This is a genomic window from Micromonospora sp. NPDC048830 (assembly GCF_043198215.1).
In the GTDB taxonomy this organism is placed as follows: domain Bacteria; phylum Actinomycetota; class Actinomycetes; order Mycobacteriales; family Micromonosporaceae; genus Micromonospora.
This window is the reverse complement of record NZ_JBICUP010000013.1, coordinates 18435-40058: the sequence shown is the minus strand read 5'-3', so window position 1 is coordinate 40058 and position 21624 is coordinate 18435. Positions and strand designations below refer to the sequence as shown.

The following is a 21624-nucleotide window of genomic DNA, read 5'->3' as shown; positions in this document are numbered from 1 at the left end:
ACCGCCCCGACACCGGGGGCAGCCCCTCGGTAGCCGTGGCGGTGACCGAGGGTGCCACGTGGCGTCGCTCGTCCAGGCCGGTAGCACAAACGGGGCAGCTCCACAGGGGCGGATTCGCGTATCCCACCGCGGTCCGGACCCGCCAACCGAACCCGCCACCGCCCGGACCGGACAACCGAACCCGCCACCGCCCGGACCCGCCGCCGGCCGAACTCGCTGCCGGCGACCGGCGAGGACAACCGGGGCGGACATTGCCAGGGCCTTTCCCGGCACCTTGCGCGCACCTCGAATGCGCGCGAGAAATCCCGCCGCCACCTGCCGTTTCGGGGCCGCCGCGAACACGCAGCGTCGCTATCGTGCCCACCACGAGCAGCCACGACGGGAGGTCCGATGGCGAACGAGGCGCTGCGGGTGGCGATGGCCACCAAGGGCGAGACGGCCGAGTCGCTGGCGGAGAAGGTCCACGTGGACCCGAAGACGGCGGGCCGGTGGGTCGCGTCGGGGCGGATTCCGCACGCCCGCACGCGCGTCGCGGTCGCCGCCGTGCTCGGCAAGGATGCGGCCGAGCTGTGGCCCGAGCCGTACCGCCGCCGGGACCGGCCCTGGTTCCGGCCGTGGCCCGAGTTGGAGCAGGCCGCCATCTCGATCCGGTCGTACCAGCCGCTGCTCGTGCCGGGCCTGCTCCAGACCGAGGCGTACGCCCGGGCGGTGCTGGGCACCGGCGGGCTGGTGCCGCAGGCGGAGGTGGAGGAGGTCGTGGCCGGCCGGCTCGCCCGGCAGGCGGTCCTGTCCGCCGAGGCCCCGCCGCAGCTCGTCGCGGTGATAGACGAGGTGGTGCTGCGCCGGGTGGTGGGCGACCGGGCCGTGATGGCCGGTCAGCTCGCCCGCCTCGCCGCGCTGGTCGAGCTGGAGCACGTGCAGGTCCGGGTGATCCCCGCCGAGAGTCCGTGGCACACCGGGCTCGCCGGGCCGTTCGTGCTCGCCCGTTTGCCCGACGGGACGGAATTGGCGTATCTCGACAACCAGCTCCACGGTCAGATCGTGAGCGATCCGGTCGACATTGCTAACCTGGGGCGCAGGTGGGAGAGCGTCACCGGCGAGGCGCTGCCCCGCCGCCGGTCGATCGAGCTGATCAGGGAAGTGGCGAAATCATGGAGCTGACCGAGGCCCGCTGGCGCACCGCCACCCGCAGCAGCAACAACGGCGGTGACTGCGTCGAGGTGGCCGACAACCTGCCCGGCCGGGTGCTGGTGCGGGACAGCAAGGACCGCGACGGCGGCACGCTGAGCTTCGCCCCGGCTGCCTGGCGCGCCTTCGTCTACCTGGCCCGCCGCCGGGACCCGCGCGCCTGACCCGTCGGGCTGGCTCCGGCGCAACAGCCGGCTCAGGCCGTACCCGTTCGCGCGGCTCGGGGCGTACCCGAAGCTCGGCTCGGGGCGTACCCGAAGCCTGGCTCAGGCCGTGCCCCAGCTGTAGGTCTGCTTGCGCAGCTTGAGGTAGACGAACGCCTCCGTGGAGAGCACGCCCTCGACGGCGCGCAGCCGTTGCAGGATCTCCAGCAGGTGGGCGTCGTTGCGGCAGACCACCTCCGCCAGCAGGTCGAACGACCCGGCGGTGATCACCACGTAGTCGACCTCCTCGAGCTCGGCGAGCCGGTCGGCCACCGGCTCCAGGTCGCCGTCGGTGCGCAGGCCGATCATGGCCTGCCGGGGGAAGCCGAGCTGGAGCGGGTCGGTGACCGCGACGATCTGCATCACCCCGGCGTCGAGCAGCCGCTGCACCCGCTGGCGCACCGCCGCCTCCGACAGGCCGACCGCCTTGCCGATCGTCGCGTACGGCCGGCGGCCGTCCTCCTGAAGCTGCTCGATGATCTGCTTGGCCACGTCGTCCAGCAGGGCGTGACTGGCGCCGTCACGGACGGCGACGCGCCGCCCCCCGTTGCCGTTCTCCTGCTGCCGGGTGCCCATCGCCGCTCCACATGTCCGGTTTCACCGAGGGATCGTAGTGTCCCGCGCAGTCTGGCGTATTTCGTCGCGCATGGCTAACCCCGCAACGGAATCCCTTGTACGCCGGGTGACCTCATGTCACGATCAGTCGTCCATCGCCTGAAGACCCTCCGCCGTCGGGCCGCCCCCGCCCCGCCCGCCGACGATGACCGACAGGAGTCGTCACATGCGTAGTCCCCTCCGGCCCCTCACCCGGCGTGGTCTGCTCACCGGCACCCTCGGATCGGCCGCGATGCTCGCCACCGCGGGAGTGCTCGCCGGCTGCGGCACCAAGGGCGCCCAGCAGACCGAGGCCGGCTGCGTCAGCGAGGACCTGTCCGGCGCGGAGAAGAAGCTGGCGTTCTCGAACTGGCCGCAGTACATGGACGTCGACGAGGACGACGAGTCGAAGCGCCCCACGCTGGACGCGTTCGTCGCGAAGAGCGGCATCCAGGTGACATACACCGAGGACATCAACGACAACAACGAGTTCTTCGGCAAGGTGCAGAACCAGCTCGCCGCCTGCCAGGGCACCGGCCGGGACCTCATCGTGCTGACCGACTGGATGGCCGCCCGGATGATCCGGCTCGGCTGGATCCAGAAGCTCGACCCGGCGAAGATCCCGAACGTGGCGGCCAACATGCTGCCGTCCCTGCTCGACCGCTCCTTCGACCCGGAGAACCGGATCTCCATCCCGTGGCAGTCCGGCCTGGCCGGGCTCGCGTACAACGGCAGCGTCACCAAGGAGATCCGCACCGTCGACGAGCTGCTGACCCGCCCCGACCTCAAGGGCAAGGTCACCGCGCTGTCCGAGATGCGCGACACGATGGGCCTGCTGCTCCAGTCCAACGGCCACGACCCGGCGAACTTCACCGCCGCCCAGTTCGACGACGCCCTCAACAAGCTGAAGAGGGCCGTCGACTCCGGCCAGATCCGCCGGTTCACCGGCAACGACTACGCCCCCGACCTGGCCAAGGGCGACATCGCCGCGTGCGTCGCCTGGTCCGGCGACGTCATCCAGCTCTCCAGCGAGAACGAGAAGGTCAGGTTCGTCTCGCCGGAGTCCGGGGTGATGCTGTTCAGCGACAACATGCTGGTGCCGAACAAGGCCACCCACAAGGCGAACGCCGAGCAGCTCATCAACCACTACTACGACCCGGCGGTCGCCGCGCAGCTCGCCGCGTACGTCAACTACATCTGCCCCGTGAAGGGCGCCCAGGCCGAGATGGAGAAGATCGACCCGGAGCTGGCCGCGAACCCGCTGATCTTCCCCGACGAGGCCATGCTGTCGCGGTCGAAGGTTTTCATGACGCTGGACGAGAAGCAGGAGCGGGAGTACGAGTCGAAGTACCAGCAGGTCATCGGGGCGTGATCGGGATGGGCGACGGAGCACCCGGCGGGGACCTGCGGCTGGTCGGGCTGACCAAGACGTTCGGCGCCCTCACCGCGGTCGACGACCTCAGCCTGACCGTCCCGCAGGGGTCGTTCTTCGCCCTGCTCGGGGCGTCCGGCTGCGGCAAGACCACGACGCTGCGCATGATCGCCGGCCTGGAGGAGCCGACGCGCGGGCAGGTGCTGCTCGGCGACCGGGACATCGCCCGGCTGCGCCCGTACAAGCGGCCGGTCAACACCGTCTTCCAGAGCTACGCGCTGTTCCCGCACCTCGACGTCCACGAGAACGTGGCGTTCGGGCTGCGCCGGCGCGGCGTTCGCAAGGTCGACGACCAGGTGCGGCGGATGCTGTCGCTGGTGCAGCTCGACGGGTACGGCCGCCGCCGCCCGGCCCAGCTCTCCGGCGGGCAGCAGCAGCGGGTCGCGCTGGCCCGGGCGCTGATCAACCACCCCCAGGTGCTGCTGCTCGACGAGCCGCTCGGCGCGCTCGACCTGAAGCTGCGCCGGCAGATGCAGATCGAGCTGAAGCGCATCCAGACCGAGGTCGGGATCACGTTCGTGCACGTCACCCACGACCAGGAGGAGGCCATGACGATGGCCGACACGGTCGCGGTGATGAACGCCGGGCGGATCGAGCAGCTCGGCACCCCGGCCGACATCTACGAGTACCCGGCCACGGCGTTCGTGGCGAACTTCCTCGGCCAGTCCAACCTGCTCGCCGCCGAGGCCGCCGGCCCCGCCGGCTCCGAGGTGCCGGTCACCGCCCACGGCGCGCGCTTCTCCGTCCCCGCCGACCGCGCCCGCGCCGACCGGGGCGCGGTCTACCTCGGGGTACGCCCCGAGAAGCTGCACCTGGTCGACTCCGCCGACCAGGTGCCCGGCGGCCACCAGCACCTCACCGGGGTCGTCACCGACGCCTCGTACGTCGGGGTGAGCACCCAGTACCTGGTCCGCACCGGGTGGGGCAGCGAGGTCTCGGCGTTCGTGGCGAACAGCGGGCTCGGCGGGCGACTCCCGGTCGGCGCGTCCGTGGTGGCGCACTGGGACCCCCGGTACGCCTTCCTGCTGCCCCGGGAGCCGGGCGCGGACGACAGCACGAGCCCGGTGCTGGACGAGCCGGTGGGTGTCCGCTCGTGACCGCCCTGGCCCACGTACCCACCTCGGCGGGGACACCGGCCGGGCCCCCGCCGCCGCCCCGGCCCGGGCGGCACCGGCTGCTGCCGTACCTGCTGTTGCTGCCCGCTGGGGCCTGGCTGCTCCTCTTCTTCGCCCTGCCGCTGCTCCAGCTCGCCGCCGCCAGCCTGTACGACCCGGCCGGCTCGCTGTCCACCGGGTACGCCATGACCTGGGCGTTCGACAACTACCCGGAGGCCCTTCGGGCGTACTGGCCGCACTTCGTCCGCTCCTTCGGCTACGCCGCGGCGGCGCTGGTGCTCGCGCTGCTGATGGGCTACCCGCTGGCGTACGCGATCGCCTGCAAGGCCGGCCGGTGGAAGAACCTGCTGCTGGTGGCGGTGGTCGCCCCGATGTTCACCAGCTTCCTGGTCCGCACCCTGGCCTGGAAGACCATCCTGTCCGACAACGGCTGGCTCGTCGGGCTGCTGCGCGACGTGCACCTGCTCGGCCCCGACGGCCGGCTGCTGGCCACCCCGGTCGCGGTGGTGCTCGGCCTGACGTACAACTTCCTGCCGTTCCTGGTGCTGCCGCTGTACGCGAGTTTGGAGCGGCTCGACCACCGGCTGCTGGAGGCGGCGGGCGACCTGTACGCGAGCCCGGTGCAGGCGTTCCGCCGGGTCACCCTGCCGCTGTCGATGCCTGGCCTGATCGCCGGCACGCTGCTGTTCTTCATCCCGGCGACCGGCGACTACATCAACGCGGAACTGCTCGGCACCCCCAACGAGTACATGATCGGCAACGTCATCGACTCGGCGTTCCTGGTCCGGCTGGACTACCCGCAGGGCGCGGCGTTGTCGTTCCTGCTGATGGCGGCGATCCTCGCGGTGGTCTTCGCGTACCTGCGCCGGACCGGCACGGAGGAGGTGCTGTGATGAGCGCGAGGAGTGCAGCGAAGCGGAGCCCCGCAGTCGCGAATGAAGGGTGGCTCTGATGCTGTTCCGCTGGCTGGCCGACCGGTGGGTGATGGGCGTGGCCCTGCTGGTGCTCGGCTACCTCTCGCTGCCGATCCTCGTCGTGGCCGGGCTGTCCTTCAACCGCCCGTCGAGCCGGCTGTCGTACGACTTCAACGAGTTCACCCTCGACAACTGGCGGCGGCCCTGCGCCACCTCCGACATGTGCGACGCGGTGGTGCGCAGCGTCCAGATCGGTTTCCTCGCCACCGCGGTCGCCACCGTCATCGGCACGCTGATGGCGTTCGCGCTGGTGCGGCACCGGTTCACCGGCCGGTCCGGGATCAACCTGCTGATCTTCCTGCCGATGGCCACCCCCGAGCTGGTGATGGGCACCTCGCTGCTGGCCCTGTTCGTCGCGGCCGGCGTGCCGCAGGGCTTCTGGACCGTCGTCATCGCGCACGTCATGTTCTGCGTGTCGTTCGTCGTGGTGACGGTCAAGGCGCGGCTCGCCGGGATGGACCGGCGGCTGGAGGAGGCCGCCATGGACCTGTACGCCGGCCCGTGGCAGACGTTCCGCCGGGTCACGCTGCCGCTGGTGCTGCCCGGCATCGTGGCCGCCGCCCTGCTCGCGTTCTCGCTCAGCTTCGACGACTTCATCATCACCAACTTCAACGCCGGCACCACCGTCACGTTCCCGATGTACGTCTGGGGTGCCGCCCAGCGGGGCATCCCGCCGCAGGTCAACGTCATCGGCACGGCGATGTTCGGGATAGCCCTGCTGCTCGTCGGGCTCACCTCGCTACGCGGCCGGCGGGCCCGCCGGTCCCTTGCGCGCGCCGACGCGCGCGGCGGTCGGCGCGACCTCTGGCTCCGTACGCTCGATCGTCTTGGTTTGGGGTTCGATTCCTGATGCGTATCCTCCTCGTCGGCGCCGGTGGCGTCGGCTCCGCCGCCGTATCCATCGCCGCCCGCCGAACGTTCTTCGAGACCATGGTCGTGGCCGACGCCGACCCCGCCCGCGCCGAGCGGGCCGTCGCCGGGCACGGCGGGCGCTTCGTGGCCGCGACTGTCGACGCCTCCTCGGCCGACGCGGTCGCCGCGCTGTGCCGGGCGCACCGGATCACCCACGTGCTCAACGCCGTCGACCCGCGCTTCGTCATGCCGGTCTTCGCCGGGGCGTTCGCCGCCGGGGCGGACTACCTCGACATGGCCATGTCCCTGTCCCATCCGCACCCCGAGCGGCCGTACGCCGAGCCCGGCGTCAAGCTCGGCGACGACCAGTTCGCCCTGGCCGAGCAGTGGTCCGGGGCCGGCCGGCTCGCGCTGCTCGGCATCGGCGTCGAGCCGGGCCTGTCGGACGTCTTCGCCCGGTACGCCGCCGACGAGCTGTTCGCCGAGATCGACGAGATCGGGGTACGCGACGGCTCGAACCTGACCGTCGACGGCTACGACTTCGCCCCGTCGTTCTCGATCTGGACGACGATCGAGGAGTGCCTCAACCCGCCGGTGATCTGGGAACGTGGCCGGGGCTGGTTCACCACCGAGCCGTTCAGCGAGCCGGAGGTCTTCGACTTCCCGGCGGGCATCGGCCCGGTCGAGTGCGTCAACGTCGAGCACGAGGAGGTGCTGCTCATCCCGCGCTGGGTCGACGCGCGCCGGGTCACCTTCAAGTACGGCCTCGGCGCGGAGTTCATCGAGGTCCTGCGGACCCTGCACAAGCTGGGGCTGGACTCCACCGAGCCGGTCACCGTGCGGGGCATGCGGATGTCCCCGCGTGACGTGGTGGCCGCCACCCTGCCCGACCCGGCCACCCTCGGCGAGCGGATGCACGGGAAGACCTGCGCCGGCACCTGGGTCCGCGGGCGGTCGAAGGCCGGCGAGCCCCGGGAGGTCTACCTCTACCACGTCGTCGACAACGAGTGGTCGATGCGCGAGTACGGCCATCAGGCGGTGGTCTGGCAGACCGCCGTCAACCCGGTCGTCGCCCTGGAACTGCTCGCCACCGGCGCCTGGTCCGCCACCGGCGTCATCGGCCCCGAGGCGCTGCCCCCGGTGCCCTTCCTGGACCTGCTCACCGCCTACGGCTCGCCCTGGGAGATGGAGGAGCGGTGACCCGTTACGGCCCGATGTTCGGCCCCGACGCGGGAGGCCCCGGCTGGTCAGGCGAGCTGGGAGCGGATGAGGAAGCGGACGCCCTCCGGGGCTTCGAGGGAGAAGCCGCTGCCCCGACCGGGGACCACGTCGACCGTCAGGCGCGTGTGCTTCCACAGCTCCCACTGGGCGCCGGACATCCAGAACTCGACCGGCTCGGGGACGCCGTCGACGTCGAGCGACGCCAGCAGGACGTCGGAGCCGCCGGTGCGGAACTCCCCGGCCGGGTAGCACATCGGGGCGCTGCCGTCGCAGCAGCCGCCGGACTGGTGGAACATGAGCGGGCCGTGCTGCCCCCGCAGCGACCGGATCAGGTCGGCCGCCGCGGGGGTCAGGGTCACCGGGTCACCCATCAGAAGAAGCCCAGCTTCTTCGGGGAGTAGCTGACCAGCAGGTTCTTGGTCTGCTGGTAGTGCTCCAGCATCATCTTGTGGGTCTCCCGGCCGATGCCGGACTGCTTGTAGCCACCGAACGCGGCGTGCGCCGGGTAGGCGTGGTAGCAGTTGGTCCAGATCCGGCCGGCCTGGATCGCCCGCCCGGCCCGGTACGCGGTGTTGATGTCCCGGGTCCAGACGCCGGCCCCGAGGCCGTACAGGGTGTCGTTGGCGATCTTGACGGCGTCGTCCAGATCGGCGAAGGAGGTCACCGAGACCACCGGGCCGAAGATCTCCTCCTGGAAGATCCGCATCGAGTTGTCGCCCTCGAAGACGGTCGGCTGCACGTAGTACCCGCCGGAGAGTTCGCCGCCCAGGTCGGCCCGCTCGCCGCCGGTCAGCACCTTGGCCCCCTCCTGCCGGCCGATGTCCAGGTAGGACAGGATCTTCTCCAACTGGTCGTTCGACGCCTGCGCCCCGATCATCGTCTCGGTGTCGAGGGGGTGGCCCTGGCGCACCGCCTTCGTCCGCTCCACGGCCGCCGCGAGGAAGTCGGAGTAGTGGCCCTGCTGGATCAGCGCCCGCGACGGGCAGGTGCACACCTCGCCCTGGTTCAGAGCGAACATGGTGAAGCCCTCGAGGGCCTTGTCGAAGAAGTCGTCGCGGGCGGCGCTGACGTCGTCGAAGAAGATGTTCGGGCTCTTGCCGCCGAGTTCCAGCGTGACCGGCTTGATGTTCTCGCTGGCGTACTGCATGATCAGCCGCCCGGTGGTGGTCTCGCCGGTGAACGCCACCTTCGCCACCCGGGGCGAGGATGCCAGCGGCTTGCCCGCCTCGACGCCGAAGCCGTTGACGACGTTGAGCACGCCCGGTGGGAGCAGGTCGGCGATGAGCGAGAGCAGGTAGTGGATCGAGGCCGGGGTCTGCTCGGCGGGCTTGAGCACCACCGTGTTGCCGGCCGCGAGGGCCGGGGCGAGCTTCCAGGTCGCCATGAGCAGCGGGAAGTTCCACGGGATGATCTGCCCGACCACCCCGAGCGGCTCGTGGAAGTGGTACGCCACGGTGTCGTCGTCGAGTTCGCCGAGGGAGCCCTCCTGGGCCCGGATCGCCCCGGCGAAGTAGCGGAAGTGGTCGATCGCGAGGGGGATGTCGGCGGCCAGCGTCTCCCGTACCGGTTTGCCGTTCTCCCAGGTCTCGGCTACCGCGAGGGATTCCAGGTTCTCCTGCATCCGGTCGGCGATCTTGTTGAGGACGACCGCCCGGTCGGCGACCGAGGTGCGACCCCAGGCGTCGGCCGCGCCGTGCGCGGCGTCGAGGGCCTTCTCGACGTCCGCGGCGGTGCCCCGGGCCACCTCGCAGAAGGTCTGCCCGGTCACCGGGCTGGGGTTCTCGAAGTACCGGCCGCCGTGCGGCTTCACGTACTCGCCGCCGATGAAGTGGTCGTAGCGGGACTGCCAGTGGGTGGGGGCGTCGTAGCGCGCCATGGGTACCTCCGCCGTCCGTTGGTGGTGGATGGCGGGGGACGTTAGTTTCAGCGACGTTGCAGGGACGTTGCGCGCGGCAGGTCGTACTCCTGGGCGAGCTGGCGGGCCCGCGCGACGGCGAGCGGCCGGCGGGGCGCGCCCGGCGGCAGCGCCCGCGCCAGGGCCCGCCAGGCGGTGAGATCGTCGGCGCCGGCGGGCGTCGCGGTCCAGGCCGCGAGCAGCGCCGGGTCCGCGCCGGCCAGCACGGCCGCGCGGAGCTGCCCGTCGACCAGCCGGCGCAGGCGTGCCACTCCCGGCGCGTCCGACCCGGGCAGCAACGGCCCGGGGTACGCCCGCAGCGCCCCCGCCGGATCACCGCGTTCCAGCAGCTCCGTGACGGTGCGGAAGTCCGCCCGCACGGTCGGCCGCAGCCGGTACGGGCGGGAGTCGAGCAGCTCCTCGCCGAGCGCCCGGCGCAGCCGGGACAGTTCGGCGCGCAGGGTGACCGGGTGCAGCCGGTCGTCGCCGTAGAGGTCGAGGCCGAGTTGTTCGCCGGTGCGCCCCTCGGGGTGGTCGACCAGCAGCACCAGCAGCTCGCTGTGCCGCCGGCCGAGCCGGATGCGCCGGCCGCCCACGCGCAGCTCCGCCTCGTCGCGGCCGAGCGCGGCGACGTGCGCCACGTCGGGTTCGGCCGGTGCGGCGTTGGCCAGGAACGCCTCGGCGGCCCGGGCGGTGGCCCGGACCAGGGCGAGGCTCTGCGGGTTGGCCAGGTGGTCGCCGCCGGTGATGTCGACCGCGCCGAGCAGCCGGCCGGTGGCCGGGTCGTGGATCGGGGCGGCGGCGCAGGTCCAGCGCTGTACCGGCCGGACGAAGTGCTCGGTTGCGAAGATCTGCACGCTGTGGTCGACGGCGAGGGCGGTGCCGGGGGCGTTGGTGCCGGCGTGGGTCTCGTCCCAGCGGGCGCCGGGCACGAAGTTCATCCGCTCGGCGTGCCGGAGCACCCCCGGATGGCCCTCCACCCAGAGCAGCCGCCCGTCCGCGTCGCAGACCGCCATCAGGTGCGCGCCGTCGAGAGCGATGCCGCCGAGCAGGTCGCGGAAGAGCGGCAGCACCCGCGCGAGGGGGTGCGCCGCCCGGTAGCTCTCCAGCGCGTCGTCGGTGAGGTCGACCGGGGCGGTGGCCTCCGGGTCGAGTAATGCGGACCGCTCCCAGGACCGCCGGACCACCTCGCGGACGCGCTCCGGCGCCTTACCGCGGGCGAGGAACGCTTCGTGAGCAGCACCGACCTGCGCGATCCGCTCCGCCGGATCGGCGCCGAATTCCAGGGCGAGCCACGGGTCAGCCATCACCGACCTCCTCCCGCCCATGGTGACCCACCTCACCCCGATCCGCCAAGCCGCGACAAGGAAGGGCCCTCGGAGCTGACCGAGGAGGCGGCGCGCGGCCACCCCACCTCTGGGTGACCGGGGGGTCAGCCGAACGCCGCGTCCAGCATGTCCAGGCCCCGGGACAGCTCGTCGTCCGGGATGACCAGCGGAGGCAGGAAACGCAGCACGTTCCCGTAGGTGCCGCAGGTCAGGGTGAGCAGGCCGGCGGCGTGGCAGGCCGCCGAGATCGCCGCCGCGGCGGCCGGGGCCGGGGTCAGGGTGCCCGGCTGGACCAGCTCCACGGCTTGCATCGCGCCCCGGCCGCGTACCTCGGCGACGCGCGGGTCACGGGCGGCGATCTCGCGCAGGCTGGTCTGCATCGTCGCCCCGATCCGGCGGGCGGCGGCTGCCTCGCCCTCGTGCTCGCAGGCGAACCAGTCCCCGGTCCGGCAGAAGCCCGTCTGGATCTCGTCGGCGACGAAGACCACCCCGGCCGCCGTCGCCCACTCGCGCAGCGCGGGCAGGAACCCCTCGGCCGATACGACGAAGCCGCCCTCGCCCTGGATCGGCTCGACGATCAGCGCGGCGACGTTCTCCGCCCCGACCTGCTTCTCGACCGTCTCGATGGCCCGCGCCGCCGCCTCCGGCCCGGACAGGCCGTCGCGCAGCGGGTACGACATCGGCACCCGGTAGACCTCCCCGGCGAACGGCCCGAACCGGTGCTTGTACGGCATGTTCTTCGCCGTCAGCGCCATGGTCAGGTTGGTCCGGCCGTGGTACGCGTGGTCGAACACCACCACCGCCGGCCGTCCCGTCGCGTGCCGGGCGATCTTCACGGCGTTCTCCACCGCCTCGGCGCCGGAGTTGAACAGCGCCGAGCGCTTCTCGAAGCTCCCCGGCGTCAGCGCGTTGAGCTGCTCGCACACCGCCACGTACGACTCGTACGGGGCGACCATGAAGCAGGTGTGGGTGAAGCGCTCGACCTGAGCGCGTACCGCCTCGACGACGCGCGGGGCGGAGTTGCCCACGTTGGTCACGGCGATGCCGGAGGCGAAGTCGATCCACTCCCGCCCGTCGACGTCGGTGATGGTGCCGCCGCCCGCCCGGTCCACGTACGCGGACACGACGCTGCCGATGCCCCGCGCGACGGCGGCGCCCCGCCGCTTGTGCAGTTCCTCTGAGGATGCGCTCACAGGTCAGCCCTCGATGTTGTGCATGACGTGCTTGATCCGGGTGTAGTCCTCCAGGCTGTACGCCGACAGGTCCTTGCCGTGCCCGGAGTGCTTGAATCCGCCGTGCGGCATCTCGGCGACGAGCGGGATGTGGGTGTTCACCCAGACGCAGCCGAAGTCCAGCCGCCGGGTCATCCGCATCGCCCGGCCGTGGTCGCGCGTCCACACGGAGGCGGACAGGCCGTAGTCGACACCGTTGGCCCAGCGCACCGCCTCGTCCTCGGCCGAGAAACGCTGCACCGTGATGACCGGGCCGAACACCTCGTCCTGGACGATCTCGTCGCCCTGCCGGACGCCGGAGACCACGGTCGGGGCGAAGAAGTACCCGCGCTCGCCGAGCCGCGAGCCGCCGGTCCGGATCTCCGCATGGTCGGGCAACCGGTCGACGAAGCCGCTGACCCGGGCCAACTGGTTGGCGTTGTTCAGCGGGCCGTACAGGACGTCCTCGTCGTCCGGCGCGCCCGTCCTCGTGTTGCGGGCCTGCTCGGCGAGGGCGGCCACGAAGTCGTCGTGCGCGCCCGGGCCGACGAGCACCCGGGTCGCCGCCGTGCAGTCCTGGCCGGCGTTGAAGTAGCCGCCCACCGCGATGGCCTCCGCCGCCGCCGCCACGTCCGCGTCGTCGAAGACCACCACCGGGGCCTTGCCGCCCAGCTCCAGGTGGGTCCGCTTGAGGTCCGGCGCGGCGGCGGAGGCGACCTCCATGCCCGCGCGGGTCGAGCCGGTGATCGACACCAGCTGCGGGGTCGGGTGCGCCACGAGGGTACGACCGGTGTCCCGGTCGCCGCAGACCACGTTGAACACCCCCGGCGGGAGGAACTCCGCGGCGATCTCGGCCAGCAGCAGCGTCGACACCGGCGTGGTGTCGGACGGCTTGAGCACCACCGTGTTGCCCGCCGCCAGCGCCGGGGCGATCTTCCAGACCGCCATCATCAGGGGGTAGTTCCACGGGGTGACCTGCGCGCAGACGCCGATCGGCTCGCGCCGCACGTACGAGGTGTGCCCCCGCATGTACTCGCCGGCCGAGCGTCCCTCCAGCAGCCGGGCCGCGCCGGCGAAGAAGCGGAGCTGGTCGACCGCGGGCGGCAGCTCCTCCTCGGCGGTGAGCTGGCGCGGCTTGCCCGTGTTGCGCACCTCCGCGTCGACCAGCTCTGCCGCCCGGGACTCGACCGCGTCGGCGATCCGCAGCAGCGCCTTCTGCCGCTCGGCGGGGGTGGCATCCCGCCAGCTCTCGAACGCGGCGGTGGCCGCGCGCATGGCCGCGTCCACGTCCGCCGCCCCGGAGACGGGCGCCTGGGCGAACACCTCGCCGGTGCACGGGTCGATCAGGTCGGCGTACCCGCCGTCCACCGGGGCGACGTATTCGCCGTTGACGAAGTTGCGCAGCTGGTGCTGGTCACTCATTGGATCTCCGTGAGGGTGGCCGGGATGAGGTCGGCGGAGGTTATCGAAGTCTGATTGCCATCTTGACTACTGAATCCGCGGCAGACAAGGGCTTGCACGACTGTTTCCGTGCAGGTGTGCGTCGTCTAGGCTGCGGAGGTGTGGAGCCGAGAGCCTTCTTCGTCGCCGGCCGCCCCGCACACGGCGAGGGCGAGCTGACCGTCACCCATCCGTACGACGGCGGGACGGTGGGGCGTACCACCCTCGCCACGGCCGACCAGGTCGAGGCCGCGGTCGCGGCGGCGGCCGGCGTGGCCGACCAGGCCGCGGCCCTGCCCGCGCACGCCCGCGCGGCGGCCCTGGACCACGTGTCCCGGCGGCTCGGCGAGCGGGCCGAGGAGGTGGCCCGGCTGATCACCGCCGAGAACGGCAAACCGATCAAGTGGGCGCGGGCCGAGGTGGGACGGGCGGTGTCCACGTTCCGCTGGGCGGCGGAGGAGGCCCGGCGGTTCTCCGGCGAGCTGCAGCGCCTCGACACCGACCCGGCCTCGACCGGGCGGATCGCGGTCGTGCGGCGGGTGCCCCGTGGCCCCGTGCTGGGGATCGCGCCGTTCAACTTCCCGCTGAACCTGGTCGCGCACAAGGTCGCCCCGGCGATCGCGGTCGGCGCCCCGATCGTCGTGAAGCCGGCCCCGGCGACGCCCCTGTCGGCGCTGCTGCTCGGCGAGCTCCTGGCCGAGACCGACCTGCCCGAGGGCATGTTCTCGGTGCTGCCGCTGCCCAACGAGCGGGCCGCCGAGCTGGTCGCCGACCCCCGGCTGCCCGTGGTGTCGTTCACCGGCTCCGGGCCGGTCGGCGCGGCCATCCGCCGGGCGGTGCCCGAGAAACACGTCACCCTGGAGCTGGGCGGCAACGCGGCGGCGGTGATCTGCGAGGACTGGGCGTCCGACGAGGACCTCACCTTCGCGGCCCACCGCATCGCGACGTTCTCCAACTACCAGGCCGGGCAGTCGTGCATCGCGGTCCAGCGCGTGTACGTGCACGAGTGGCTGTACGACGGCTTCCTGCCCCGGCTCGTCGCCTCGGTGCAGGCGCTGCGCGGCGGCGACCCGTCCGACGAGCACACCGACGTCGGGCCGCTGGTCTCCGTCGAGGCCGCCGAGCGCGTCGAGGCGTGGGTCGACGAGGCGGTGAGGGCGGGGGCGACGATCGAGGTCGGCGGGCGGCGCGACGGCGCGACCTACCCGCCGACGGTGCTGAGCGGAGTGCCCGGCGACGCCAAGGTCTGCGCCGAGGAGGTGTTCGGGCCGGTGCTGGTGGTCGCCCCCGTCGAGAGCGACAGGGCCGCCTTCGCCGCCGTGAACGACTCGGCGTACGGGCTGCAGGCCGGCGTGTTCACCCACCGGCTGGACGTGGCGTTCGCCGCCCACCGGGCGCTGCAGGTGGGCGGGGTGATCATCGGGGACGTGCCGTCGTACCGGGCCGACCAGATGCCGTACGGGGGCGTGAAGGGCAGCGGCGTCGGGCGCGAGGGCCTGCGCAGCGCGATGGACGACTACACCGAGCCACGGGTCATGGTCCTCACCGGCCTGGAGCTCTGACAGCGGCACTCACCAGGTGCCGTCGTCGCGTACGCGGGGCGGGGCCAGGCCGAGCAGCAGGGTGGTCAGGGCGGCGTCGATGTCCTCGCCGAGGAACCACTCGCCGGCCTGGTCCAGCGCGAAGACGCGGCCGTGCTCGTCCACCGCGAAGATGCTGTCCCGGCCCTCCCCGCCGATCGGGAACAGGCGCGTGCCCAGGAGGGCGCCGAAGTCGGCCAGCGTGTCGGCCGAGTACGCCGCCCGTGTGGGATTGGTGTGGAAGCGGCTGATCCAGACCTGGCGGCCGGGGCCCCGCCGGCGAGGGAACACCGCCGGGAACGCGGTCAACGCGGCCTCGGCGGCGGGGAAGGGCTCGTGCCGGTGCAGGCGGCTGGTCACGGCGCAGGTCTCCTCGATGGCCCCCGCGGCCATGCCCGCGTTCAGGTTCGTGTCCTCCCAACCACCGTCCATCAGCGCGTGGCCCACCTCCTCGGGGAACCGGCCGGGGTGGACCGGGGGCAGCGGGCGCGGACGCATCACCTCCGTGTACGCCAGGTCGGTCCAGTGCAGGGCGTGGAAGTACACCAGGAAGTTCACGCAGGAGTCGCAGGGCCGTTCGGCCGGGCCGCCCGCCGGGTCGCCGGGCTCGCGTACCCGGTAGACCTCCAGCCGCGAGGTCTCGAAGAGGGCGCGCGCGTCGTCCAGCGTCAGCGGCGGCTGGCCGCCGGCCGCCCGGCGGTGGTCGTACGCGTGCAGCACGTCCGACACGACGACCACCTCCGCGTGCCGGTCCCCGCCGCGCGCCAGGCGGCCGGGGGGCAGCGTGTCGAGGTGGGCGCGGACCAGCGGGTGGTGCCGCAGCTCGACGTCGCCCTTCGCGCCCCGGCCGACGTACACGTGGCCCTCCACCGTCAGGTGGGCGGCGACGCCGGGCGTGGGCAGCCGCCGCACCTCGCGGAGCAGTTGACTCGCCGGGTCCACGGTGCGCGGCACGGGCTGCGCCGGTCGGCTGCGCCGGTACATCTCGCGCACCGCCGGGAACGGCAGCCGCGGCCAGCTGGAGACCTCGCCGGTCTCCTTGTCCACGACCACGGTGGGCAGGTCGCCGGGCGGCACGGCGGCCGCGGCGGCCACAGTGGACGTGATCAGGTACCCCAGGTCGAACTCCTCGACCAGCGGGGCACACTCGCGCCCGAGGCGCTGCGAGTCCCGCTGGGCCCAGACGGTGGCGAGCTGTTCGGCCTGGCGACGATCGATCACCCACCTGAAGTTACCGGACCCCACGGAATCCGTGGCGCCGGGTATGGTCTGCCGTACTGACGGTGACGGGAGGGTGGCGTGGTCGAGAGGGCGGACCGGGACGCCAACCGGGCGCTGCGGGCCCGGTTCGACGAGGTGTTCGGGCAGTATCGACAGCTGCGCTCCGGACTGGACGAACTCCAGACCCGGCTCGCACAGTTGCGCGTCACCGAACGCTCCGACGACGGGCAGGTCACCGCCGTGGTGGGTGCCCGCGGCGAACTCATCTCGGTCGACGTCGAGCCGTCCGTCTTCCAGGACCGGGACGCCAAGGCGCTGAGCCGGAAGATCACGTCCACTGTGCACCGGGCCACCGCCGCCGCGGTCGAGGCCACCCAGGAGCTGGTCGCGGGCTACCTGCCGGCCGGGTCGGGCTCGGCGGAGTTCCTTCGCACCGGAGACTTCGGCGCCCTGCTGGGGCGGGCCGACGCGGTCATGCGGCGGGGGGAGTGACGCCATGACCGAGGGGCAGCTCTGGCTCGACCCGGGCCGTGCCCGGCGGGGCGGCACCGACCTGAGCCTGGCCGGCGAGGCGCTCACCGCCCGGCGCGGGCAGGTGGGCGGGGCCATCGCGGCGGCCAGCGCGGCCCGGCCGTGGGGCCGGGACGACATCGGCGCGGCGTTCGAGAAGCAGTACCGGGGGTTCGAGGAGACGCTGCTGCGGGCCTGGTCGGGCGTCGGTCGGGCGATCGAGCACCTCGGCACGGACGTGGTGCGGTCGGTGGACAACGCCCTGCAGGCGGACGCGCGGAGCGCCGGCCGGCTCGGCCGGGTCGCCGACCAGCGGCCCGCCGGGCACTGACGACCGCCGAGGACGCCCCGTGAGCCTGCTGCCGAGCCCGATCCCGCATCCACTCGACTACTCGCCCTGGGAACTGCCCGGCTGGGTCTACGAGGCCCTCGACTGGGTGGTCGGGGTGGAGTGGCCGGAGGGCAACGAGCGCGCGGTCTGGGACCTCGCCGACCAGTGGTACGACGTGGCCGCCGCCCTGGCGGGCCCGCGCGATGACGCGATCGCCGCCGTCGGCGAGGTGCGCGGCGGGTTCGGCGGTGTCGGGGCGGTCGCCGAGGCGTTCGACGCGGCCTGGCGTCGGGTGGCCGAGGGCGACGAGGCGCCCCTGCCGGTCCTGCTCGCCGTCAGCACCGACCTCGGCCGGCTGGTCGAGGAGTGCGGCTGCGACATCGAGGGCGCGAAGCTCGAGGTCTGGATCGAGCTGGGCATCCTGGTCGTCGAGTTGCTCGCGCTCGCGGTGGCGGCCGTGCTCACCGCTGGGGCAGCCTCGCCCGCCGCCGGCGCCGCCATCGCCGCCACGCGTGTCGTCGTCCAGCAGATCTTCAAGCGGCTGATGGCGCAGTTGGCCCGCAAGACGCTCAGGCAGGGGCTGAAGGAGGCCGGCGAGCGCGCCGCCAAGCAGGTGGCCGAGCGTGGCATGCGGGGCCTGGCCCGGAAGGCGGCGCTTGGCGGACTGGAGGAGGCGGCCCAGGAGTCCGGGGTGACGCTCGCCACGCAGGCGTACCAGAACTCCACCGGTCGTCGCCACGGCCTGGACGTGACGGACATCGGAATGTCGGCCCTGGGCGGCGCGGCCGGCGGAGCGGCGGCGCCGTTGGCGGGCCTCGGCCGGCACGCCACCGGGCGGGCGGCGCGGATGGGCGAGCACCTCGGCCGGGAGATGAGCGGCGAGGTGATCGCGGAGCAGGCCGCCGGCCTCGCCACGGGTCAGGGCCTGGTCTCGCTGGAGGACGCGGCCCGGGCGGCGGCGTCGGGCGCGACCGGGTCGGCCACCGGCCAGGCCGACGTGGCGCTGCACGCCAGGCTCGACGCGCGGATGGCCGCCCTCGCCGGGGCGCCCCTAACCCCGACGGATATCCCCATCCCGCCGGACCTCGCCGTCCCGCCGGATGCCGCCGTCGCCCCGGCACCGTCGGCTCAGGGGCGCGTCGATACCGCGTACGCCGGGCTGGATGCGTCCGGCAGCGGCAGCCCGCCGGGGCGCGACGACGGGCGGACGCCCACCGATGCGGTGCATGCCGGGGCCGGTGGCGCCGACCAGGGGCCCGGCTCGTCGCAGGCGGCGGACGGGAAGCCTGCGCTCGACCACGCCGGCGGGGGCCCGCAGCTCTTGGCGGGGCCGACCGTCGGGGACGGGGTCGCCGCGTCGTCAGCGCCGGTCGACGCGCGTCCGTTCGAGTCGTCGCCCGTGCTGTCCGCCGTCGACACCCAGGCGGCGCCTGCCGTGACCGAGGCCCCCCGCTCGGCGCTCTCGTCGCTGGCAGCAGGAGACGTCGCGCAGCTTGCGGGCCGAGGAGCGGACGCCGGCACCGGGGCGGCTGTCGGCGGCACGGGGTCGCTCGCCGGTGCCAATGCGTCAGTCGCCGGCAGCGTCGGGACCGGCACCAGTGGCATGGGGCGGGTCGCCGGCGGCGCCGAAACCGGTGCCGGTGGGCCGTCCGCCGGCACGGCGTCCAGCGGCGCACGGACTGTGCATTCCTCGGCGGCGCCTCCCTTGGCGTCCGTTCCGAGCACGGCCGCGGCTGCGCCGATCTCTCCGCACAGCACGAGTGGTTCGGCGGGGCAGCCCGTGCCCGGCCCGAGGGGCGAGCCGGTGCCGCCGCGGTTTCCGAAGCTCGAGGCGCTGAACCCGAACCCGCGACCGGCCACGCCCCAGCCTTCTGCGGAGTCCGCCGACTCTGCCGTCCCGCTGCCGCGCTCCCCCGAGTGGTGGGCGGCGAAGTGGGCGGCCGACCGTGAGGCGTTCGACCGGCGCCGGTACCGGGACTACTTCGAGCGGCAGCGGGCCTGGTTCGAGGACAAGCGCCGCCGCCACGTCGCGACGGAACTACGTGAGCAGGCCGAATACCACTACCAGCAGGCTCGCTGGCTGATCGGCCAGGCACACAGCCTGGCAAAGGCAGGCCGTACCCGCGCCGCCGACGAGTTCGTCCTGGGCGGCCGGGACCGGGAGCGGGAGTCCTACCGGCAGACGGACCTGGCCGACGCCGTCCTGGAGGGCAGGGTGTCCCCGCCGGTCGTCGAGATCGACAACTGGGACGACTTCTCGCGGATCAACACCGACGACCCCTCCCTCGTCGTCGCCACCGTGGAGGCCGGCGGCCCGTCCGCGCTGACGGGTGACGACGATCCGCCGCCGATCGACCGGTCCCGCAGGTACGGAGAGTGGGGCGGCCTGCGGCCGCCGCTGGCGCTGCACCAGTCCGACCTCGAACGGGCGATGCCCCGCGACGCCGCCGGGCGGTTCCTCCGGACCGCCGATCCCCGGCGGGGCGGCTGGTTCAAGCTGGCCAACGACGGCGGCCCGAGCGCCGATGCCACCCGCGCGATCAACTGCCTGGACTGCACCCTGTCGCTGTACGAGACCTGGGTGCACGGCCGTCCCCGGGTCTCCGCGCCCCGCACCTTCGACTCGTACGCCGAGGGGGACATCACCAGGCCACTCGAGGGTGAGATCGGTGGCCCGGGCCGCGTGGAGGCGGTCACCGGCGGCCGCTTCCAGCAGTTGGCCAAGTACGACCCGGCCCGGTCGCCGGGCGATACCTGCAAGGCGGTCAACAGGGGGTTCGGAACCATCGAGGCCCAGCTGCGGGCCGGCGGTCACGGCAGCTACGCGTTCCTGGTCACCGCGTACGAGGGCGGCGGCTCGCACGCCTGGGTCGCGCTGAACCAGAACGGGTCCGTGCTCTACCTGGACCCGCAGAGCGGCAGCGTGTCGGACATGCCGCTCTACACCCACAACGGCTGGACGGCCAGGCACAACGTCACGGATATCGACGCGTTGTTCCTCGGCCCGGACGGACGTCCCATGCCGGTGCCGGGCGCGCCGCCGGGGCAGTTCAGCCAGTTCGAGGACTTCGTCGAGCCGGAGCCGGCGCCCGAGGACAGGGGCCGCGAGTGGCAGCCGGGCCCCGACGATCCATCGGATGAGGAGCTGTACGTCAACCGGGTGTACCTGCTCGGCGAGCCGACCCTGGCTCCGTCGCTGGCCGAGCCGGCAGGACTGCCCGAAGACAGTCTGTACCCATCCGAGTCGGGTCCTGTCGTTGATGCGCAGACGCAGTTGGCGCCCCACGAGCGGCAGGTGCTGACGGACGTTTACGACAAGGCGCAGCGGGAAGCCGACGCGGTTCAGGCAAGGTTGCAGCTCATCGGTCGGCGAGTGACCGCAGCCCTCAGTCTCGACAGGCCAATCCAGCTCCGTGACGTGGAGTTCCGGATTAAGAGTTTGGAATCGCTGAGTCGCAAGTTTTTGGACGAGGCGGGCTTTGTTGGAATGCCCGTCGAAGAGTTCGCTGGTGTCGTGAACGATGTGCTGCGGTTCTCGTTCGCCATGCCGGGGCCCGGCTCGTATCGCCAGGCCTTGGAGTGGATTCTGAACGAATTGGCCCTTTCCGGCTTCGACGTGCCGGATTCCTCCTGCAAGAACTTCTGGCGGAGTGGCAACAGGTTCTACGGATTCAACTGCACGGTGGGCTCGCCTTCTGGTCAGCTGTTCGAGTTGCAGATGCACACTGATGCCTCCCGTGAGGCTTGGCGCCGCACTCATGCTGTCTACGAGATTCTCCGACTGCGCGCCGAGTCGGCGCAGCGGCGCGTTACCGCCTACCTGAAGATGCTCTCTGTCAATCGCGAGTGTGGGATGCCAGAGGCGGTTCCAGAAGGTCTTTCATTTCGATTTCCGGCCAAGGATTCGACCTTCGCAAAATGGATTTCGGAAAACCGTGATTTGTGGCGCGAGTACCTGGAGTGGCTTGAAAGGGAGGGAAAGACGTTCTCTGCGGTGACGTCGAGTTTAGGTCTGACCTCAAGAGATTTTCCTATCTCCGACCAGTTGGAAATCCGCCTGGAGAAAGAAAGTGTTGACATACTACGCGGTTTATCGGAGCGCGGACAAGAATGAGCCGGCGGCCGGCATCTTCATCATGGATGTGGCTCATGGTCATGCCTTGGTCTGGAATCACCGCAGCGGTGCATGGCTTTACGATCCAGGCGCGGCCCTCAGGTTTTTGGACGACTATCGAAATTTCGATCGGTACGAAGAGGTGGAGGAGGGGGCGGCTCGGGTCCTTGCTGAAAGGATTACGGGCGGCGCGATGCCGGGCGAGGACCATGTAAGGGCGCGATTCGAGTCGGGTCGCTGAGGTCCTCCCTCACCCTTCGACCCTCGGCGATGCTGCGGGCTGCCAGAGCGGAATTTGGCCAGGCTGCGTGACGGGTTGCTGCGCAGAGAGCAGGGAACGTTCTGGAATGTCATCACCTCCTGATTCGAGAGGCGTCCGAGTGATGAGTTCAACGAGAGGGCTCACACTGCCAGGC

Annotated in this window: 19 protein-coding genes; 12 read left to right on the top strand and 7 right to left on the bottom strand. The window is 72.2% G+C overall.

Features of this window, described 5'->3' with window-relative positions:
- Positions 1–390: 390 nt before the first annotated feature.
- Both ACGFIZ_RS13835 and ACGFIZ_RS13830 read left to right on the top strand, forming a co-directional pair.
- On the top strand, positions 391–1161 hold the full coding sequence (locus ACGFIZ_RS13835) for a helix-turn-helix domain-containing protein (RefSeq protein ID WP_393419091.1): 771 nt from the start codon (positions 391–393) through the stop codon (positions 1159–1161).
- Entirely contained in the window at positions 1152–1352 is a 201-nt protein-coding gene (locus ACGFIZ_RS13830; protein WP_393419089.1) for a DUF397 domain-containing protein, read from the top strand. Before ACGFIZ_RS13835 ends, ACGFIZ_RS13830 begins: the two co-directional genes overlap by 10 nt.
- 102 nt (positions 1353–1454) lie before the next feature.
- On the opposite strand, the gene ACGFIZ_RS13825 is transcribed toward ACGFIZ_RS13830, so the two are convergent.
- Complete coding sequence (locus ACGFIZ_RS13825) at positions 1455–1967, bottom strand: Lrp/AsnC family transcriptional regulator (protein WP_347670837.1); 513 nt, start codon at positions 1965–1967, stop codon at positions 1455–1457.
- A 205-nt stretch (positions 1968–2172) separates the two neighbouring features.
- Between ACGFIZ_RS13825 and ACGFIZ_RS13820 the strand changes: the two genes are divergently transcribed.
- Genes ACGFIZ_RS13820 through ACGFIZ_RS13800 form a run of 5 tightly spaced genes read left to right on the top strand, consistent with a single transcriptional unit; the run spans position 2173 to position 7558 of the window.
- The gene (locus ACGFIZ_RS13820; RefSeq protein WP_393419087.1) at positions 2173–3357 is read left to right on the top strand and encodes an extracellular solute-binding protein; all 1185 of its coding nucleotides are present in this window, start codon (positions 2173–2175) and stop codon (positions 3355–3357) included.
- A 5-nt stretch (positions 3358–3362) separates the two neighbouring features.
- A complete protein-coding gene (locus ACGFIZ_RS13815) occupies positions 3363–4514 on the top strand; it encodes an ABC transporter ATP-binding protein (RefSeq protein WP_393419085.1) in 1152 nt (383 codons plus the stop codon).
- Positions 4511–5425: an ABC transporter permease gene (locus tag ACGFIZ_RS13810; protein WP_393419083.1), complete on the top strand. Its 915-nt coding sequence runs from the start codon at positions 4511–4513 to the stop codon at positions 5423–5425. Before ACGFIZ_RS13815 ends, ACGFIZ_RS13810 begins: the two co-directional genes overlap by 4 nt.
- Positions 5426–5483: 58 nt before the next feature.
- Positions 5484–6356 carry an ABC transporter permease gene (locus ACGFIZ_RS13805; protein ID WP_393419081.1) on the top strand — a complete coding sequence of 291 codons (873 nt, stop codon included), beginning with the start codon at positions 5484–5486 and terminating at the stop codon, positions 6354–6356.
- Positions 6356–7558, top strand: coding sequence for a saccharopine dehydrogenase family protein (locus ACGFIZ_RS13800; protein ID WP_393419079.1), 1203 nt, complete (start codon positions 6356–6358; stop codon positions 7556–7558). Before ACGFIZ_RS13805 ends, ACGFIZ_RS13800 begins: the two co-directional genes overlap by 1 nt.
- A 47-nt stretch (positions 7559–7605) precedes the next feature.
- Here ACGFIZ_RS13800 and ACGFIZ_RS13795 read toward each other — a convergent pair whose 3' ends face one another.
- From ACGFIZ_RS13795 to ACGFIZ_RS13775, 5 genes are all read right to left on the bottom strand, one after another.
- Positions 7606–7950 (bottom strand): DUF779 domain-containing protein, encoded by a 345-nt coding sequence (locus tag ACGFIZ_RS13795; RefSeq protein ID WP_145775300.1) that lies wholly within the window; start codon positions 7948–7950, stop codon positions 7606–7608.
- Positions 7950–9455, bottom strand: a complete 1506-nt coding sequence (gene adh, locus ACGFIZ_RS13790) for an aldehyde dehydrogenase (RefSeq protein ID WP_393419077.1) — start codon at positions 9453–9455, stop codon at positions 7950–7952. Before adh ends, ACGFIZ_RS13795 begins: the two co-directional genes overlap by 1 nt.
- Before the next feature lie 47 nt (positions 9456–9502).
- Positions 9503–10780 (bottom strand): GAF domain-containing protein, encoded by a 1278-nt coding sequence (locus ACGFIZ_RS13785; RefSeq protein WP_393419075.1) that lies wholly within the window; start codon positions 10778–10780, stop codon positions 9503–9505.
- 125 nt (positions 10781–10905) lie between these two features.
- Positions 10906–11994: an aminotransferase class III-fold pyridoxal phosphate-dependent enzyme gene (locus ACGFIZ_RS13780; protein ID WP_393419073.1), complete on the bottom strand. Its 1089-nt coding sequence runs from the start codon at positions 11992–11994 to the stop codon at positions 10906–10908.
- A 3-nt stretch (positions 11995–11997) separates the two neighbouring features.
- Complete coding sequence (locus ACGFIZ_RS13775; protein ID WP_393419071.1) at positions 11998–13434, bottom strand: gamma-aminobutyraldehyde dehydrogenase; 1437 nt, start codon at positions 13432–13434, stop codon at positions 11998–12000.
- Positions 13435–13574: 140 nt separating this feature from the next.
- Between ACGFIZ_RS13775 and ACGFIZ_RS13770 the strand changes: the two genes are divergently transcribed.
- Positions 13575–15014, top strand: coding sequence for an aldehyde dehydrogenase family protein (locus tag ACGFIZ_RS13770; protein WP_393419069.1), 1440 nt, complete (start codon positions 13575–13577; stop codon positions 15012–15014).
- Between the two features lie 9 nt (positions 15015–15023).
- On the opposite strand, the gene ACGFIZ_RS13765 is transcribed toward ACGFIZ_RS13770, so the two are convergent.
- On the bottom strand, positions 15024–16253 hold the full coding sequence (locus ACGFIZ_RS13765) for an SUKH-3 domain-containing protein (protein ID WP_393419067.1): 1230 nt from the start codon (positions 16251–16253) through the stop codon (positions 15024–15026).
- A 78-nt stretch (positions 16254–16331) separates the two neighbouring features.
- Between ACGFIZ_RS13765 and ACGFIZ_RS13760 the strand changes: the two genes are divergently transcribed.
- From ACGFIZ_RS13760 to ACGFIZ_RS13745, 4 genes are read left to right on the top strand one after another with little or no spacing between them, the layout of a single operon-like run.
- Positions 16332–16745, top strand: a complete 414-nt coding sequence (locus tag ACGFIZ_RS13760; protein WP_393419065.1) for a YbaB/EbfC family nucleoid-associated protein — start codon at positions 16332–16334, stop codon at positions 16743–16745.
- A 4-nt stretch (positions 16746–16749) separates the two neighbouring features.
- Positions 16750–17094 (top strand): hypothetical protein, encoded by a 345-nt coding sequence (locus tag ACGFIZ_RS13755; RefSeq protein WP_347670823.1) that lies wholly within the window; start codon positions 16750–16752, stop codon positions 17092–17094.
- 19 nt (positions 17095–17113) lie between these two features.
- Positions 17114–21208: a toxin glutamine deamidase domain-containing protein gene (locus ACGFIZ_RS13750; protein WP_393419063.1), complete on the top strand. Its 4095-nt coding sequence runs from the start codon at positions 17114–17116 to the stop codon at positions 21206–21208.
- A complete protein-coding gene (locus ACGFIZ_RS13745; protein ID WP_393419285.1) occupies positions 21165–21449 on the top strand; it encodes a hypothetical protein in 285 nt (94 codons plus the stop codon). Before ACGFIZ_RS13750 ends, ACGFIZ_RS13745 begins: the two co-directional genes overlap by 44 nt.
- The last annotated feature ends 175 nt before the right edge of the window (positions 21450–21624 follow it).